Raw genomic sequence first — 18,466 nt, 5'->3', positions numbered from 1 at the left:
CGCCGGGGGACGTCCGGCGGCGCCGGCCGACGGGCCGGGCTCGGTCAGGCTTCCTCCTCCAGCAGTTCCAGGTACCACTCGCGCAGTTCGTCACCGCCATTGCGGCGCCATTCGGCGACGGCGTTCTGCATGTCGCTGATGGAGGCGCGACCGCGCGTCACGTCGTCCTCCAGGTCCTCGAAGGCGTCGTTGAGGTTGGCGAACCGGTCGGGCTCCTGGATCTGCCGGCCGTAGAACAGCGGCTCGCGCACGTGGGGCATCTGTCGCTGGTGCCAGCCGCACTTCTGTTCCACGACCCCCGGCTGGTCGGGGTGGGCGACGGCGGCCTCGGGGGAGGCGATGAAGACGTAGGTCTCGGGCTGGACCTCGACGGTGCCCTGCTCGGTGCGGACCGGCACCCCGTCCTCGACGGTGTAGTGGGTCCGCTCGATGCCGTAGTTGCGCAGGCGGTTCTCGTAGGTGCCGTAGGGCGCGGCACAGAGGTTGGCCAGTTCCAGGGCGTCGCGGATCCGGTCCTCGGAGAGGTTGCGGTTGACGAAGGTCCAGATGCCGGCGCCGTTGCCCGCCCAGATGACGGGGTCGCCACCGTCGTGGGAGAAGAAGTCCATGGCGTTCATCCGGAAGTCCGGGTTGCCGCCGGTGACCTGCTCGCTGACCAGGCCGTGCCAGATGCCCTCGCCCTGGGCGAGCATCAGGGACTCGCCGGCGGCGAAGCGGCTGTTGGAGTCACCCTGGTTGGCCACGGAGTCGGGGTGGACGACGCCGGCGTCGAAGAGCTTGCGGCTCCACTCCAGGGCCTCGAGGTAGGCGTCCTCCTCGTAGCGGTGCACGAGGGTGTCGCCCTCGCGGCGCCAGTACTGGGGGCGCTCGGGGAGCACGCCGAAGTAGACGAAGGCGGCCCACTTGAAGTCGTCGCAGGCCCACACCCGGTTCCGGGCGGAGGTGATCTCCTTGGCGAAGTCGAGGAACTCGTCGAGGGAGCCGGGCGGGGTCCAGCCGTTGGCCTCGAAGACGTCCTCGCGGTAGAAGGGCACCACGCCGCCGATCACCGGCTGCGGCATGGGCAGGCCGCGCAGGGCGCCACCGAAGATGGACGCCTGCCAGGCGGGAGTGGGGATGGCCGCGAGGTTGGGGTAGTCCAGGACGGCGTCACCGGACAGGTACGGGCCCAGGTCGGCGAAGCGCTGCTCGATGGCCCGGGGTATCTGGCCGCGCAGTTCCCAGCCGGGGACGCAGACCAGGTCGGGGATGTCGCTGCCGGCGAGCACCGTCCCCAGCTTCTCACCGTAGGTGTTGCCGTCCTGGGTCTGCCACTTGACGGTCAGGCCGACCCGCTCGTCCATGGTCGTCCAGTACTCGTTGCCGGCGCGCGGCGGCGTGCCCCACAGCGGGGTCATCGCGGTCAGCTCGCCGCCGCTGCCCTTGGCCTCGGAGACGGTGACGCCCAGGTCGTCGACCTCGATGTAGCGGTGGTAGCCGGGGACGGAGCCGTCGACGGACGGAACGTCCGGGTCCACCGCCACTTCCGACGCCCGGTAGGTGGGGAGGATGTCGGCCGCCTGGTCCTCACTGACACGGCCCTCGCCGCCCCCGCCTCCCCCGCCGTTGCCGCCCGATCCACAGGCGGTCAGCAGGGGGACGCCGCCCGCCGTGGCCGCTGCGGCGACGGCGGTGGAGGCGAGGAACGATCTCCGGCTGGGCGCGGAGGAGGTCTTGGGCATGGCGTCAACCCTTCAGAGCGTCATTGCTGGTACCGCGCAGGACCCTGGCCGGCACGGTGGTCGAAGCGCTTCGATGTTGCGCAGAGGTTAAGACGGGACCGCGGGCAGCACAAGAGATGTCCCCGAGAAATCTCATGACCGCACGGAATCCCACAGCCCTCCCGAGTCACTCCACCACCGGGCCGGCGCCTCGAAGATGCCGTTCGGTGTCTTGACATTCGCGCCGGGAGCGGTTGAGCATCGAAGCGCTTCAATGATCCGGTCCGGCAGGTCCGCCCGGCTCCGTGCCTCGCGCCGGGTCGCCGCCCGCGAGCCCGCCGCCGCGGCGAGAGGAACCTTCCCCGTGACATCCGAGCAGCTGCCGTTCCGTGATCCGCACCGGGGGGACGAGGAGCGGACCGCCGATCTGCTGGGACGTCTGACGCCCGACGAGCGAATGGCCATGTTGCACCAGTTCGCCCCCGCGGTGGAACGGTTGGGCGTGCCCGCCTTCCGCACCGGTCAGGAGGCGCTGCACGGCGTCGCCTGGATGGGGCCCGCCACCGTCTTCCCCCAGGCCGTCGGCCTGGGGGCGACCTGGGACGAGGAGTTGCTGCGGGAGATCGGCGAGGCCGTGGGCCGGGAGGTGCTGGCCATGCGGTCCCGCGACCCGCGGGTGGGATTGAACGTCTGGTCCCCGACCGTCAACCTGCTGCGTCATCCCCTGTGGGGCCGCAACGAGGAGGGGTACGCCGAGGACCCCCGACTGACCGCCGCCCTGGCGACCGGCTACACCCGGGGTCTGCGCGGGGACCATCCGGACCGGTGGCGGACCGCGCCGATCCTCAAGCACTGGCTGGCCCACAACCACGAGACCGACCGCGACACCGCCTCCACCTCGGTGCCCCCGCGAGTGCTGCACGAGTACGAGCTACCGGCCTTCCGGGGTCCGGTGCGCGCCGGCGCCGTGGCGGGCGTCATGCCCGCGTACAACCTGGTCAACGGCCGTCCCAATCACCTCTCCCCGCTGTTGGAGTCGCGGTTGCGGGCCTGGACGGAGCTGCCCCTGGTGGTCTGCTCCGACGCCGGCGCCCCCACCAACATCGCCGGCTCGGAGGCCTATTACCCGGACCACGCCTCGGGACTGGCCGCCGCGCTGCGGGCGGGCGTGGACAGCTTCACCGATCACGGCGAGGACGGCGGGCCGACCCTGGAGCGGCTGCGCGAGGCCCTGGAACGCGGACTGATCTCGCAGGAACACATCGACGCGGCCGTGCTGCGGTTGTTGGGGATGCGGCTGCGGCTCGGCGAGTTCGACCCGGACGGCGGGCCGTTCGCCGATCCGGGGGAGCGGGCCTTCGACACCCCCGAACACCGGGCGCTGGCGCTGCGGGCGGCGGAGGCGGCGATCGTACTGCTGCGCAACGCCCCGCCGGTCGGCGGGGAGCGGCCGGCCGGGGAGGACGCCGGGGACGCCCCGTTGCTGCCGCTGCCCGCCGGGAGCCGGGTCGCGGTGGTCGGGCTCCTGGCGGACGAGTGCAAACTCGACTGGTACAGCGGCGCCCTGCTGCACCGCTCCACCCCCCTGGACGGATTGCGGGAACACCCGGGCATCGCCTCCGTGACGTACGCCGAGGGCACCGACCGGGTGCGGTTGCGCTGTGCGGACGGCTGGATCGGCGTCCCCGGGATGCCCGACGCGGAGGGCACGGGAGGCGCGGAGGGCGTCGGGGAAACGGATGCCGCCGACGCGGGGGCGCTGGACCCGGCGCTGCTGCGCGGTCGCACCGACCTGCCGCCACTGACGGTCGGCCCGGAGTGGGACGCGGCCGACCTGCACCTGGTCGACTGGGGCGGGGGCGCGTTGACCCTGCGGGCCGGCTCCGGGACCGCGGGCCGGTACCTGTCGGTGGCCGAGGACGGTCTGGTGCGGGCCTCGGCCCGGCAGCCGGGCGGCTGGGTGGTGCAGGAGGTCTTCACCGCCGAGCCGGTCCCCGACACGACCCCCACGGGTGCGGAGCGGGCCACGCCGACGGACGCCGCCGGGATCGGGGACATCGGACCGGTACTGCTGCGCCACCGGGGCACCGGCCGCCCGCTGGTCGCGGCCCCGGGGGGACTGCGGGTGGTCGGTGACGGGGAGGAGCCCACCGCCTTCACCGCCGAGGTCGTCTCCCGGGGAACCGAGGAGGTGGCCGCCGCGGCGGCCGGCGCGGACGTCGTCGTCGTGGTGGCCGGCAACGACCCGCACATCAACGGCCGGGAGACCGAGGACCGCGTCACCCTGGCCCTCCCCGACCAGCAGGACCGGCTGTGGCGGACGGCGCGCGACGCCAATCCGCGCACCGTGCTGGTGCTTTCCTCCTCCTACCCCTACGCGGTGACGGAGGCCGCCGCCGAACTGCCCGCCCTGCTGTGGACGGCACACGGGGGGCAGGCCGCCGGCACGGCGCTGGCCCGGGTGCTGTGCGGGGACCTCTCCCCCGCCGGCCGGCTGCCGCAGACCTGGTACGCCTCCGACGCGGACCTTCCGGACCTGCTCGACTACGACGTGATCGGCTCCCGCCTCACCTACCTGTACCACCCGGGCGAGCCGCTGTTCCCCTTCGGCCACGGCCTGTCCTACACCTCCTTCGGGTACCGCGACCCGTCGGTCCCACCGGTCACGGATGGGACTCTGCGGGTCGAGGTCACGGTGGTCAACACCGGTGATCGGGCCGGCGAGGAGGTCGTGCAGCTGTACACCCGGGCCCTGCCGGCGACCGACGACGGGGGCGCCCCGGGACCGGTCCGTCCGCTGCGCGCCCTGGCGGCCCATCGGCGGTTGCGGCTGGAGGCGGGTGAGTCCCGGCGGATCGCGCTGGAGGCCCCGGCCGAGGAGGTACTCGGCCTGTGGGACCCGGCCGCGGGCCGGTGGAGGGTGCCGGGCGGCCGGTACGCGGTGGAGATCGGGGCCTCGTCCCGGGACATCCGCGCCACGGTCGAGGTGGAGGTCGCCGGGGAGCCGGCCCGGCCCCGTCCGGTCGCGACGGTCGGCCTGGCGGCGGCCGACGCCGATGTCCTGGAGGGCGTCGAGCTGGTGGACCGCGACCGGGAGAGCGGCGACGCGGCCACGCCCCGGGACCCGGCCTCGCCGGCCCGGCTGCTGTACCGGGGCTGTGATCTCGGCGCGGCGGGCGCCCCGGCGGTGACGGTCACGGTGACGGCGGCGGCCGACGGGGAGTCGGGCCGGGTGGAGTTGCGGGTCCCCGGCGCGGAGCCGGTGGGAATCACCGTGCCGGCCGGCGCGGATCGCTACGACCACCGCCGGTTCACCGTGGAACTGCCGTTGCCCGACGGTGTCGGCGACGGACCGGTGGACCTGGGGATCACCCTGCGCGGACCGGTGCGGTTCGCCGAACTGGGGTGCGGGGACCGTCCGGGGGATGGCCTCCCCGTGGTGTGAGATCACCCCGGGCGGGGCCGCGCCCCCCGGGGGACGCGTCTTCCGGGGCGCGGCCCCGGGGCGCGGTGTCCCCCTCGTCGCCACGTTCCCGCGAGCCGGGAGGCGGCCCGGGCGCATGCGGACGGGGCCCCTCCCCGGGGCACCTGGGCGAGGGCACCGGGGTTCCGGGCACATGACGGGGCCGGGCCCGAACGGTGTGATTCGTTCGGGCCCGGCCCCGTCCCCCGGTCGCGGTCGCCGGGCCGGTCCCGCCCCCCGGCGGGCGCCCGGCCACCGCTTTCCCGCTCAGTCCTCCGGCGTCAGCAGACCCCGTCGGTAGGCGGGGACGAGGTTGCGCGGCACCAGGTACTCGCGCCCCTCGATGGTCAGCGGCACCAGGTCGGGCGTGATCGCCTTCCACTGCGCCCGGCGGTGACGGGTGTTGCTGCGGGACATCTTGCGCTTCGGAACGGCCATGCCGCGCAGCCTACACGAAAACGATTGTCGAAAGCCTCCGCGGTCGGGGCCGGACTCGCGGGGCGGGGCGTACGGTCGTTCACCGTCGGGGCCCCGCCCCGCATCCCCTCACGGCTCACAACTCCAGGCCGGTCAGCACCATCACCCGCTCGTAGGTGTAGTCCTCCATCGCGAACCGCACCCCCTCACGGCCCACACCCGACTGCTTGACCCCGCCGTAGGGCATCTGGTCGGCGCGGTAGGAGGGCACGTCGCCGATGACCACACCCCCCACCTCCAGCGCCCGGTGGGCCCGGAAGGCCGCCTGCACGTCGTGGGTGAACACGCCCGCCTGGAGGCCGTACTGGGAGTCGTTGGCGACGGCGAAGGCCTCCTCCTCGTCCCGCACCCGGGTCACCGACATCACCGGACCGAAGACCTCCTCGCAGCCGAGCCGGGAGTCCGCCGGGACGTTCTCCAGCACCGCCGGGGCCACCGTCGCGCCGTCGCGGGTCCCGCCGGTGAGCAGCTTCGCACCGCCGGCGACCGCCTCCCCGATCCAGGATTCCACCCGCCGGGCCGCGTTCTCGTCGATCAGCGGGCCCACCTGCGTGGTGGGGTCCGTCGGGTCACCGGTGGGCAACTCCTCCACCGCCGCGACCAGCCGCGGCAGCAGCCGGTCGTACACCGACTCGTGCACGATCGCGCGCTGCACCGAGATGCAGGACTGGCCGCCCTGGTAGTTGGAGAAGGTGGCGATCCGGCCGGCGGCCCACTCCAGGTCCTCCTCCGTGGACCAGTCGGCGAGCACGATGGCCGCGCCGTTGCCGCCCAGTTCCAGGGTGACCCGCTTGCGCGGCACCGAGTCCAGGATCGACCAGCCCACCGCCGCCGAACCCGTGAACGAGATGATCGGCAGCCGCTCGTCGCGCACCAGCTCCGGCATCGCCTCGTTGGGCACCGGCAGCACGCTCCACGAGCCCTCCGGCAGCTCGGTCTCCGCCAGCAGTTCGCCCAGCAGGAGCGCGGAGAGCGGCGTGGCGGGGGCCGGCTTGAGGAGGATGGGGGTACCGACCGCGATCGCCGGGGCCACCTTGTGCGCGCACAGGTTCAACGGGAAGTTGAACGGCGCGATGCCCAGCACCGGGCCGTACGGCACCCGACGGGTCAGGGCCAGCCGTCCGGTGCCGCCCGGGTCGCTGTCCAACCGCTGGGCGGTCCCGCCGTTGAAACGGCGCGCCTCGTCCGAGGCCCAGCGGAAGACCGACCGGCACCGGCCCACCTCGCCGCGCGCCCAGGTGATCGGTTTGCCGTTCTCCGCCGAGATGAGCCGGGCGATCTCCTCGGCGCGCTCCTCGAGCCGGGCTCCCACGTGGTCCAGGGCCGCGGCGCGGACGTGGGCGGGGGTGGCGGCGAAGGCGGGGGCGATCCGCACCGCCGCCGCGATCGCCGCCTCGACCTGCTCGGCGGTGGGCACGCTCACCTCCCCGACGGTGGAGCCGTCGCGGGGGGAGGTCACGACGAGGGTCTCCCCGCCGGTGGCGGGGCTGCCGGCGAGCCAGAACGGGTGGGGGGAAGTCGTGATGGTCATCGCGCGAACGCCCTTCCGGTCAGCGGGGGTCGGTGCGGGGGCGCGGGACGCCCCGGAGGCGGGGTCCGCCGGAGTGGTTCCCGGCGAGGGGCACCGGGCACCGCCCGGGCCCCGGGCCCACGGTAGGGGTGCCGTCCCCGCCCCATCCTTGTCCGACGCGGCGCACTCCGCACGACGGGCGCGCCGATTCGGCAGGGACGCGACCGATGGGGACTCGCGTCGAAGGGCACGGGCGGGCGGGGCCGCGTCGGGCGGAGGGGGGATCGCCCGGCCCGGGATCGACCGGCCGGGGTCAGGCGCGCGGCGTCCGCCCGGGGAACGGGGCGCCGGCCGCGCTCCCCCCGGGGCCGGGCTCCGCGTCGCTCTCCGAGTCGGCGACCTTCAGGGCGAGCCACAACTCCATCCGCACGTCCGGGTCGTCCAAACCGCGCCCCAGGATCTCCTCGACCCGCCGCATCCGGTAGCGCAGGGTGTGGCGGTGCACCCCGAGATCGGCGGCGGCCGCGTCCCACTGGCCGTGCCGGGCGAGCCAGGCCCGCAGCGAGGCGACCAGATCGCCGCGTCCGCGCGCGTCGTGCTCCCGCAGCGGCCGCAGCCGGGACTCCGCGAAGCCGCGTGCCGCCTCGTCGGAGAGCAACTCCGGCAGCGACCCGTCGATCACCTCGTCGTGTTCCGCGCAGGCCCGGCCGCGCCTGCGGGCCACCAGCAGGGCGCGCAGCGCCCGGCGCCGGGCGACCGGGATCTCCCGGGCGGTCACCGGACCGGAGAGGCCCACGGTCAACGGACCCGCCGGGTCCTCCGGGGCCCTCGCGCCGGCCCGACAGGCGGCGAGCGCGGCACCGCCGTCCGCGCACAGCAGCAGGGTGCCCTCCTCCTCGACCGCGCTCGGCACCGCCTCACCGGCCCGCGCCGCCGCGACCTCCACGGCGGCCACCAGTCGGTCCGCCTCCGGGGAGGCGGACACCGGGGCGGCGTCACCGACGGCCCCGACCGCACCCGGTGCGCCCCGGGCTCCGACACCGGGGCCGTCGGGGCCCCGGACCGCGACCACCCGCAGGGGGCCGTCCAACAGGGCTCCGAAGACACCGGAGGCCACCGCCGCCGCGTGCCCGTGCTCCCCGGCGAGCAACAGACGCAGTACCGCTCCGCCCAGGCGGCGTTCCCCCTCCCGGACGGTGCGCGAGCGTTCGGTGAGCAGGGTCAGCACGGCGACCGCCGACTGCACGACGTAGCGGCCCACGGGGTCCGGGGGACCGTCGGTGCCGATCGTCAGCACCGCTCCGGGCAGGGAGGCGTTGCCCAACGAGTGCAGTTCCACCCGGTCGGACGGCGGGCCGTCGACGGATCTCCCGGGGATGCCGGGACCGGCTGCTCCGGCCCGTTCGGCCGTCCCACTCCGATCGTCCGGGTCATCCGGGTCATCCGGGTCACCCGGGTCACCCGGCCGACCGACGGCGGACCTCCCGGTCGCCGTGGAGTCGGTCCCCGCCTTCGTCCCCGGTACCCCCGCCTCCTCGCCCGGGACTCCGTGGTCGCGGTCGTCGCGCGCGGCCCCGCCCCTCGTCCGGAGGGTGGCCGCCGGGCCGGGGCCGGCGTCCAGCACGGCGCTGGAGGGGGCGGCGCGGCCGGCCAGCCGTCGGACCTCGTCCCCGAGGCCCGCGGCCCGTCGCTCCGCCCACGGCGGCGCGACGGCCACCAGGGAACCGGAGAGGTCGTGCAGCGCCGCCCAGCCGTCGAGTTGGCCGGCCAGTCGCGCCAGGACCCCCCGGGCGCCGTCCGGGCCGGACGCGGCGCGGGTGAGTTCCCGCTGGGCGGCGAAACCGGCGGTGGCGGCGCGGTACCGCTCGGCGGCCAGGCCGGCGGAGACCACCTTGGAGATGGCGATGAAGGGAGTCGGCCGGGGCACCTCCAGCAGCGGCAGCCCCTCGTCCCGACAGGCTTCCACCAGGGTCGGCGGGGTGGCCGGATGGTGGATCCCCGGCCCGAAGCCGAGACCGACCACACCGGCGGCGCGCAGTCGGCGCACGTACTCCCGGGTGTCGTCCGGATTGTCCACCGGAATCTTCAGGCCGGTGGTCAGCAACAGTTCGCCGCCCTCCAGGTAGGGCACCGGGTCGGCGAGTTCGCTGACGTGCGCCCACCGCACCGGGGCATCCGGGAGGTCACCGGCGGTCAGCGGGCGGAGACCGAGGGCGGGGTGCCTCGCCAGGGAGGCGAGCGTCGGCAACATTCTGGTCCTCGGACGGCGGGGCTCACCGGATGGGACGGCGGGCGGTCCCGGCCGTTCACCCGCAACGGTACCGCCCCGATGGCGCCGGGGCCCGGCGCCATCGGGGCGGGGCAGGCCGCTCCGGGGCCGTGGTCAGTCGCCCAGTCGGACCAGGATCGGCGGGCCGCTCTCCCCCTCCGTACTGGTGACCGAGAGCACCGCGTGGCGCGGCGGCAGCCGGTGTGCCAGTTCGGAGGCGGGCCACCGTTCCCGTTCCACCCGCCGCACGGTGACCGTCTCGGTGGTGGTCTCCCGCCCGGTGAACAACCGGCGGACGCCGCGCACCGTCCGCTTGACCACGCCACCGGTGCGGTCCGGGGCACGGGTGACGTCCCGGTCCTCGGTCCACTCCTTGCCCCAGGCCCGGGCGAAGTGCTCAGCGTCCCAGGTGGTGATGCCGGAGAACGCCATCCGGCATCCGACGGTGCCGAGCAGGGCGGGCCGCAGCGGCTCGGGGACCTCGTCCAGGGAGTTCAGGGCCAGGACCGCCCCGGCGCCGGCCGGCCGCAGCCGGGCCAGGGCCCGCACCGTGCCCGGGGTCAGCGCGGAGGCCGCGTCGTCCAGTACCAGACAGGCGAAGAGGGTTCGGTCGGGGCGCCGGGCGACGGCGGAGGCGAAGCGGGTCAGCAGCAGTCGGACGATGATCCGCCCGGCCTCGGCGTGGCCGCCGGCGGGCAGGTCCACCCGCACCCGCGACGGGCGGTCCGGGACTCCGACCGCGAACGGCCGCGCGCGCCGTGCCGGGTCCGCCGGGCCCGCCACACCGGCGCGTTCCAGCAATCCGAGGCGATCGGCCAGGCGACGGCCGATGTCGTCGGGCCGCTCGGCCTGCCGGGCCCGCAGGACCAGATCCCGCTGGTGGGCACGGCCGCCGGAGCGGCCGAGGTCGTCGTGCAGGGTGTTGAGCAGGGCGGTGGCGCCGTCCAGCAGGGCACGCAGTTCCGGCACGCCGGGGAAGTGTCCGTAGGCGGCGCGGTAGGGGCCGATGAGCTGGGCGATCGCGACGGCCGCCTCCTCGGGGTCGTCCCGCCCCCCGCCCACCAGGGCCTCGGCGAGCAGGGCGGCGGCCTCGTCGGTGTCCTCGCAACCGCCCCAGGGGTCGAGCAGGTACGGGGAGTCGGGATCACCCACCCGGATGAGCACGTCGAACGCCTCATCGGCACCGAGTCCGGCGCCCGCCGCCCCGACCGCGACGACGGTCGCCCGGCCGGCGAGGGCCCGCAGGCACAGCGCCTCGATCACCGGCCGGATCACCCGACCGGTCTTGCCCGAACCCGGCGGGCCGATCGCCACCAGGGAGGTGCCCAACACCTCCGGGTCGAGCGCGACGGCCTCGCCGCGGTGACTGTAGGGGTTGCGCTCATCGGGGACGGCACGGCCGATGAGCACCTGCCCGGTGAGCGGGTCGTGGCGGGCGGTGCGGACCGGCAGATCACGGGCCCCGGAGGGGTGGAGCAGGGCGCCGGCCCCTTCGGCCTCGACGGCGAGGCCGAAGGCGTCGCGGGCCTCGGGGACGGAGCGGGCCCGGCGCCACAGTTCCGCGAGGCGGACGTGGTCCACGTCGTTCATGGCGCCGGACAGGGCGTCGGCGCGCAGACGGTCGGCGGCGCGGGACAGTCCGGCCTCGCGGAGCTCGTCCCATCGTGTGGGGTCGGGGAGCGGCGCGCCCTCGCCGTCGCGTCCCCCGCTCCCGTACGCGGCGTCCCGACCGCCCCACAGCAGGCGGGCCGCACCCCGCCACCCGCCGAGCAGGGCTGCGACGGCCACCAGCAGCGCCGTCCACAGCGCGTAGTGGATGGTGTAGGCGACGACGTAGGCGGTGGTGTCGCCCTCCTCCCACCAGGAGTCGGGAACCACCGCCCACAGGGGCTCCAACCAGAAGAGCCAGACCCCGCCGAAGCTCAGGCCCCAGGCCAGGGCGCCGGCCAGGAGGGCGGCGACGGCCCGGCGGGTTCGGGCGACGGGCAACGGGGGCGTGTCCGCGGGTACCAGGGCCAGGCGGAGCACCCCGGGGCGCACCCGGCGCCAGACCCGCGACCAGTCGCCGATCCTCCCGAACACCCATATCAGGAGCAGTGCGAAGAGGACGTAGTAGGCGTAGGTGGCGGTGACGTGCAGCCGGGTGCCGCGCCAGGCGTCCGTGGTGACCCACTCCAGGGGCCACAACCAGATCCTGATGTAGCCGTTCCAGCACAGCGACCAGAGCAGCAGCGCGCCGAGCAGGGCGAGCAGCGCGCCGCCGAAAAGCTCCCGATCCCCCATGGCCCCGGGGTCCTCGTCCGGCTTGGCCACCCGACCCTCGCGCCACACTCCCGGTGGGGACGGCGGCCGGGGGGAGAGCAACCAGGCTGCGAGGCCGGTGGGCGGCGGGACGTCATCGCCGGCCCGGGGCCCGGGCACGACGGGTACGGGACCGGGGCGATGGGCGGGGTGCCCGCCGGGGTCGGGGTGGTGGTCGTGGCGCGTGCCGTCCTTGCTCATCCCTGTGCCCCCTGCCCGGGCCCGTCCGCCCGTGCCGCGTCGTCCGCCCGACGTGTGCGCCCGACGCGTACGCCGATCCGCATCGTTGATCACCCAAATGTACGTGCCCGGGCTGCCTCCCGGGATGCTTCCGGGCCCAACACACGGCACGGTCCGGGGCGATGACCCGTCGGACGTCCCCGGGCCGGCCTCCCGGGGACGTGGACCGACGGCATCCCGGACGGCTACACCGCGCGCACCGGGACGCCACGGAGCGGGCACGGGAGGGCGACATTCGCACCCGATGTGACGGGTGTGGGGAATGTGACAGGGAGCGCGTGAAGGTACCCCCGGGACGACCCGACCAAAAACCGCACCACTTCCCCAACCGCGCCTATCGGTTGATAGGGAACGAAGGATCGCGTCGAAACCGTTCCGTCACCCGTGCGACTGCGCTACGTTCCACCGTCATCGGCAACGTCGCCTGCACCTGGTGGATCGATGACACGCGCCATTTCCCTGCAAGACGTCTCCAAGGTCTATCCGCGGTCCATCCCGGCGGTGGACCGGTTCTCGCTGGACATCGCGCCCGGCGAGTTCGTGGTCCTGCTCGGCCCCTCCGGTTGCGGAAAGTCCACCGTTCTGCGGCTGATCGCGGGACTGGAGGCACCCACCTCGGGGGATGTCCTGCTGGACGGCGAGTCGGCGGCCGACCTCTCCCCCGGTGACCGGCGTCTGGCGATGGTCTTCCAGCACTACGCGCTGTACCCGAACATGACGGGGCGGGGGAACATGGAGTTCCCGCTGCGCATGGAGCACGGCGGGGGCGACCACGGCCGACGCATCGAGTCCACCGCCCACATGTTGGGCATCCGGGAACTCCTGGACCGCCTTCCCGCCCGGATGTCCGGCGGCGAACGGCAACGGGTCGCCATGGGGCGGGCGATCGTGCGCCGTCCCAGCACCTTCCTGATGGACGAACCGCTCTCCAACCTCGACGCCAAGCTCCGCAACCGCCTGCGCGCCGAGATCTCCGCCCTCACCCACCACCTGGGCGTGACCACCGTCTACGTGACCCACGACCAGGCCGAGGCGATGTCCCTGGGCGACCGGGTGGTGGTGATGCGCGACGGGGTGATCCAGCAGGCCGGACCGGCCCGCGAGGTCTACCACCTGCCGAGCAACGTCTTCGTCGCGGCCTTCGTCGGCACGCCGCGGATCAATCTGCTGCGCGCCCGGGTGCTGGCCCCCCTGGGCGGGCGGATGAGCCTGGACTTCGGGGCGCAGAAGATGCTGTTGCCCGAGCCGCTGAGTCCGGACCACCAGTTGTTGCGCATCCAGATGGGGCGTGACCTGACCGTGGGGCTGCGCTCGGAGGCCGTCCGCATCGCCTCGCCACGGGCGGTGCGTCCCTCCGAGGCGGTACTGCGGGGCGTGGTGCGGCACGTGGAGTTCCAGGGGCACGAATCCCTGGTGCACGTCGACATCGGCGGGGAGCCGGCCGACGTGGGGATCCTGGAGGCGCCGCGCCGCCCCGGGGGCGGCCGGCGCCGCGACGGCTCCGCCTCCGGGGCGTTGGGCCGGCTGCGCCGGCGCTCGCGCGGCTCCGCTCCGGCCCGTCACGGGGCGCCCCCGGGCGGCCCCGGGTCGGGGGGCGCGCTCGAGACCCTGGAGCGTCCGGCGCTCGGCGCGGGCGAGGCGGGCCCACCCGAGCGGATGGCCGCCAACCTGGTGGTGCGCACCGCCGGCGAGGTGCGGCCCCGACTCGGCGAACGGGTGCCCCTGCTCATCGACCTCGACCGGTTGTACGTCTTCGACGCCGCCGGCGAACGCATCTGTCCCGCGCCGACGCACATCCCCGGGCTGGACCGCTGAACCGGCCCCGCGTCCGGAACGCGGTGGGGGGCCGGCCGGGCGGTCCTGTCCCGGATGGCCAAGACGGACGGGTGAGTGCGCCGTGGCGGTGCATGCCCCCCGCGACCGGCCGGACCTAGCCTGCGGGACAGGAAGCCGAATCCCGGAGCGCCACCGCCCGCCGTGCCCCGCCCCCGGCCCCTCCCGTTCCCACCGGGGAGGCGGCGTCCGGGTCGCGGGCCCGGCCGGGTCGTGCCGCTCCTCGTGCCCGAGGAGTGCGCCCCATGACCACCACCACCGCCGGCCCCGTCGGGGGCCCCACCGTTCCCCAGGAGCGGCGCGTCGTCACCGAGATTCCCGGCCCGCTCTCGAGGGAGATGTGGGAACGCAAGCGGGCCGCCGTCGCTGACGGCGTCGGCGCGGTGCTGCCGGTGTTCGTCTCCCGCGCCGGCGGCGGGATCGTGGAGGACGTGGACGGGAACGCCCTGATCGACCTGGGCTCCGGCATCGCCGTGACCTCGGTGGGCAACAGCGCCGAGGCCGTGGTGCGGCGGGCCGGCGAGCAGTTGGGCCGTTTCACCCACACCTGCGCCATGGTCACCCCCTACGAGGGGTACGTCGAGGTGTGCGAGGAACTGGCCCGGCTGACCCCGGGCGACCACGCCAAGAAATCCGCGCTCTTCAACTCCGGCGCGGAGGCGGTGGAGAACGCCGTGAAGATCGCCCGATACCACACCGGCCGACAGGCCGTGGTGGTCTTCGAGCACGGGTACCACGGGCGCACCAACCTGACGATGGCGCTGACCGCGAAGAACATGCCCTACAAGCACGGCTTCGGCCCGTTCGCGCCCGAGATCCACCGGATGCCGGTGGCCTACCCCTACCGGTGGCCGACCGGCCCGGAGCACTGCGCCGAGGAGGCCGCGGCGCTGGCGATCGAGCGGATCGTCAAGGAGGTGGGGGCGGAGAACACCGCCGCCATCCTGATCGAGCCGCTGCTGGGCGAGGGCGGGTTCATCGAGCCGGCTCCGGGATTCCTGCCCCGGCTCGCGGAATTCGCCCGCGAGCACGGCATCGTCTTCATCGCGGACGAGATCCAGAGCGGCTTCTGCCGGACCGGTGACTGGTTCGCCTGCGATCACGAGGGCGTCGTGCCGGACCTGATCACCACCGCCAAGGGCATCGCCGGTGGTCTGCCACTGGCGGCGGTCACCGGCCGGGCGGAGATCATGGATTCGGTGCACTCCGGTGGGCTGGGCGGGACCTACGGCGGCAATCCGGTGGCGTGCGCCGCCGCCCTCGGTGCCATCGAGACGATGCGCGGCATGGACCTCAACGCCCGGGCCCGGCGGATCGAGGAGGTCATGGAGCCGCGGCTGCGGAAGATGGCCGAGCGGTTCGAGGTGATCGGCGAGGTGCGCGGGCGCGGCGCGATGCTGGCGGTGGAGCTGGTGCGGCCGGGCGGCACGGAGCCGAACCCGGAGGTGACCGCCGCCGTGGTCCGACACTGCCACGCCGAGGGTGTGCTGGTGCTCAGCTGTGGCACGTACGGGAACGTCCTGCGCTTCCTCCCGCCGCTGGTGATCGGCGAGGACCTGCTGGTGGACGCGCTGGACGTGCTGGAGGGGGCGTTCGCCGCCCTGTGAGCCGGTGCCGCCGGCCGGGCGGGAGGGGCCCCGGCCGGGACGGTACGCGGCGGGGCCGCGAGGAGGTCCGTGAAGCGGTGGCCGGGCCGCCGGAGGACGGGGCGGGGACGAAGAAGGTGTGAGGGGGAGCGCGCGCCTCCCTCCCCGCTCCCCGCCCCGTCCACGGGGAATCGGCTCGGGAACCGCCGGGACCGGCCCCCGTCCCCCGTCCTTCGAGCGGCTCCGACCCCGCTGCTGCCCGGGGACGGGGCCCGTGGATCCCGGCACCCGGGGCCGTTCCGGAACTCTCCCCCTGCTCCGGGGCCGTCCTCGCCGTTCCCGGAGCCACCCCGCGCCCCCTCCCCTCGTGTCCGCCCGGCCCCGCGTCCCCTTTCCCTTCCGTATTCGACCCCGCGACCGGCGGCGGGCTCACCGGGAGCCGACCGGCACCATCCGGATCGCCGCCTCGTGCATCGCGAGTTCCAGCAGTCGGGGGTCCACCAATCGACCCGAGCCGTCCGGGGCCGAGAGCCACCGCACCCCCGGACCGGTGTTCCGCGCCGGGTGCGGCACCGGAACCCGCTCCCCCTCGCCGGCGCAGCGCACGCCGGTGCCCAGCCAGCAGCCGGCCGTGCCGACCGGCACCAGGAAACCGACCCTCCCGGTATCCCCCTCCCCGAGGTCTCCCAACACCGGCCCGGGCGCGGGCACGAGCCCGCGCAGCACCTCCAGCGTCGGCGGCCCGAGGCGGGCGGGCAGGACCAGGACGTCCCACCGGCGCCCGCAGGGCAGCGGGGCCGCCCGGTGGGGGGCGCGCTCCACCGCTCGCAACCACGCCTCCGGCTCCGTCGCCGCGCTCGCCAGCCACTCCAGCACGCTCCGCTCCGGCACGCTCCCGTTCATGGCATCTCCTCCCGTGCCGGCACCGCCCGTCGGTGCCGTTCCCACCAGGAGGGAGCGAGCGGGAACGTATTCATGACGCGGGTCGCGCGGAAAATTTCGAACGGTTTTCCCCGGGGCGGGCCGGTGGGGGCGTCGGCGTGGCGGCCGGGTGTCGAAACGGGGCGAAGGGACAGGTGGAGGGGACGATCCGGGGAAGCCCGGGTGCCCGACCCCCGGGAGCCTTTCTAGGATGAGTCGCCGAACCGGCGCCCCGCCGGGCGGCCGGTGAACCCCGAGGAACCCAAGGGAGAGCCCCGTGCCCCAGGTGCCCCCAGCACCCACCCCCGACCCCGCCCCGGTGGCGGGGACCCCGTCGGCGGACCGCGCGGCCTTCGTCGCGGCGTTGCCCAAAGCCGAACTGCACGTCCACCACGTGGGCTCCGCGGCCCCGCACACCGTCGCCGCCCTGGCCGCCCGACACCCCGACTCCCCGGTGCCGAAGGATCCGGGGGCGCTGGCGGAGTACTTCACCTTCCGGGACTTCGCACACTTCGTCGAGGTCTACATCTCGGTGGTGGATCTGATCCGCGACCCCGAGGACGTGCGGCTGCTCACCTACGAGGTGGGCCGCGATCTGGCCGACCGGAACGTGCGCTACGCGGAGTTGACGGTCACTCCGGTGACCTCCACCCGGCGCGGGATCGCGCCGGAGGCATTCATGGAGGCGATCGAGGACGCCCGGGTGGCCGTCGAACGGGACCGGGGCATCGTGCTGCGCTGGTGTTTCGACATCCCCGGCGAATTGGGGCTCCCGGCCGCCGAGGAGACCACCCGGATGGCCTGTGAACTGCGGCCGGAGGGGCTGGTCTCCTTCGGACTCGGAGGGCCGGAACTCGGGGTGGGACGGGCGCGGTTCAAGCCGTTCTTCGACCGGGCGATCGCCGAGGGTCTGCACAGCGTGCCGCACGCCGGGGAGTCGAGCGACGCGACCTCCGTCCGGGAGGCGGTGGACGCGCTGCGGGCGGAGCGGATCGGTCACGGCATCCGGGCCGTGGAGGACCCGGCGCTGATGGAGGAGTTGGCGGAGCGGGGCATTCCGTTGGAGATCTGCCCGACCTCCAACGTCGCGACCCGCTCGGTGTCCTCCCTCGCCGAGCACCCGCTTCCGGCGATCGTGGCGGCCGGGGTGCCGTTCTCGATCAACAGCGATGATCCACCGATGTTCGGCACCGATATCGATCGGGAGTACCTGATCGCCGGTGAGCTGCTCGGGCTGGACGAGTCCGGGTTGGCCGAATTGGCCCGCTCCGCCGTCCGTCAGTCGTTCATCGACCCGGCGGGCGGGGCCCGCCTGCTGGCCGGGATCGACGCGCACCTGGCGGGGTGGGGCCGATGAGCGGCGCGACGCGGTATCCGGCCGGGAGGCCCGCCGACGCGCCGGGTCGCACCCTCGTGGTGGCGCACCGGGGCGACCCCTACCGGGTCCGGGAGAACACCCTGGCGTCCTTCCGCTCGGCGATCGCCGAGGGGGCCGACGCGATCGAGTTGGACGTCCGACTGAGCCGGGACGGGGTGCCGGTGGTGGTGCACGACCCGGGTCTGAAGCGACTGTGGGGTGTGGACCGGGCGGTGGCCGATCTGACGGTGGCGGAGATCCGTGAGGCCTCCGGGGGCGGGGTGCCGACCCTCGTCGAGGCGTTGGGGGCGAGTTTCCCGACCCGGGTGCTGATCGATCTGCCGGAGCCGGACGGGGCCATCGCCCGGGCCGCCGTCGCGACGGTGGCCGGGAACGGTTCCGCCGACCGGGTGTACTGGTGCGGCGACCCCGCCGCGCTGTTGGCGGTCCGGGCCGCCGATCCGGGGGCGGAGATCGCCCTGACCTGGAAGCGCAGCGCCCCGGTGCGGGCGGGCCTGGTGGCGGAGGTGCGGCCCCGGTGGCTCAACTACCGCTTCGGGCTCCTGGACCGGGCCACGGTGGAGCGGGCCCGGGAGGCGGGTTATCTCCTGGGGGCGTGGACGGTGGACAGCGGGCGGACCATGCGCGGGCTGCTGGACCTGGGCGTGGACGCGATCACCAGCAACCGTCCCGGCACCCTGCGGCGGGCGGTGGAGCGGGCCGCGCGACAGGACTTCCGGGGATGACCGGGGTTCCCGCTTCCGGGGCGGGGCCGATCGGCCCCGCCCCGGAAGCGGGAGGCGCGGCGA

General features: G+C 74.8%; 11 protein-coding genes. 5 read left to right on the top strand and 6 right to left on the bottom strand.

Features of this window, described 5'->3' with window-relative positions:
• Positions 1-44 precede the first annotated feature (44 nt).
• On the bottom strand, positions 45-1,721 hold the full coding sequence (locus LZF96_RS07405) for an extracellular solute-binding protein (protein WP_233867482.1): 1,677 nt from the start codon (positions 1,719-1,721) through the stop codon (positions 45-47).
• 343 nt (positions 1,722-2,064) lie between these two features.
• Between LZF96_RS07405 and LZF96_RS07400 the strand changes: the two genes are divergently transcribed.
• Positions 2,065-5,145 carry a glycoside hydrolase family 3 C-terminal domain-containing protein gene (locus tag LZF96_RS07400; RefSeq protein WP_233867480.1) on the top strand — a complete coding sequence of 1,027 codons (3,081 nt, stop codon included), beginning with the start codon at positions 2,065-2,067 and terminating at the stop codon, positions 5,143-5,145.
• A gap of 285 nt (positions 5,146-5,430) precedes the next feature.
• Here LZF96_RS07400 and rpmF read toward each other — a convergent pair whose 3' ends face one another.
• From rpmF to LZF96_RS07380, 4 genes are all read right to left on the bottom strand, one after another.
• Positions 5,431-5,601: a 50S ribosomal protein L32 gene (rpmF, locus tag LZF96_RS07395; protein ID WP_233867478.1), complete on the bottom strand. Its 171-nt coding sequence runs from the start codon at positions 5,599-5,601 to the stop codon at positions 5,431-5,433.
• Between the two features lie 115 nt (positions 5,602-5,716).
• The gene (locus LZF96_RS07390) at positions 5,717-7,171 is read right to left on the bottom strand and encodes an aldehyde dehydrogenase family protein (protein ID WP_233867475.1); all 1,455 of its coding nucleotides are present in this window, start codon (positions 7,169-7,171) and stop codon (positions 5,717-5,719) included.
• 292 nt (positions 7,172-7,463) lie between these two features.
• Complete coding sequence (locus LZF96_RS07385; RefSeq protein ID WP_233867473.1) at positions 7,464-9,401, bottom strand: PucR family transcriptional regulator; 1,938 nt, start codon at positions 9,399-9,401, stop codon at positions 7,464-7,466.
• Between the two features lie 132 nt (positions 9,402-9,533).
• A complete protein-coding gene (locus LZF96_RS07380) occupies positions 9,534-11,921 on the bottom strand; it encodes an ATP-binding protein (protein WP_233867471.1) in 2,388 nt (795 codons plus the stop codon).
• 480 nt (positions 11,922-12,401) lie between these two features.
• Between LZF96_RS07380 and LZF96_RS07375 the strand changes: the two genes are divergently transcribed.
• Positions 12,402-13,775, top strand: a complete 1,374-nt coding sequence (locus LZF96_RS07375; RefSeq protein WP_233867468.1) for an ABC transporter ATP-binding protein — start codon at positions 12,402-12,404, stop codon at positions 13,773-13,775.
• Positions 13,776-14,038: 263 nt separating this feature from the next.
• The gene (gabT, locus tag LZF96_RS07370; RefSeq protein WP_233867466.1) at positions 14,039-15,400 is read left to right on the top strand and encodes a 4-aminobutyrate--2-oxoglutarate transaminase; all 1,362 of its coding nucleotides are present in this window, start codon (positions 14,039-14,041) and stop codon (positions 15,398-15,400) included.
• Between the two features lie 408 nt (positions 15,401-15,808).
• On the opposite strand, the gene LZF96_RS07365 is transcribed toward gabT, so the two are convergent.
• A complete protein-coding gene (locus LZF96_RS07365) occupies positions 15,809-16,282 on the bottom strand; it encodes a hypothetical protein (RefSeq protein ID WP_233867464.1) in 474 nt (157 codons plus the stop codon).
• Positions 16,283-16,586: 304 nt separating this feature from the next.
• On the opposite strand from LZF96_RS07365, the gene LZF96_RS07360 reads away from it, so the two are divergent.
• Positions 16,587-17,657, top strand: a complete 1,071-nt coding sequence (locus LZF96_RS07360) for an adenosine deaminase (protein WP_374203147.1) — start codon at positions 16,587-16,589, stop codon at positions 17,655-17,657.
• Positions 17,654-18,403, top strand: coding sequence for a glycerophosphodiester phosphodiesterase (locus LZF96_RS07355; protein ID WP_233867462.1), 750 nt, complete (start codon positions 17,654-17,656; stop codon positions 18,401-18,403). Before LZF96_RS07360 ends, LZF96_RS07355 begins: the two co-directional genes overlap by 4 nt.
• Positions 18,404-18,466 lie beyond the last annotated feature (63 nt).

Source organism: Streptomyces sp. ST2-7A, assembly GCF_021390475.1.
Classification (GTDB): Bacteria; Actinomycetota; Actinomycetes; order Streptomycetales; family Streptomycetaceae; genus Streptomyces.
Note: the sequence above shows the minus strand (reverse complement) of the source record. Positions and strands in the feature narration are given on the sequence as shown.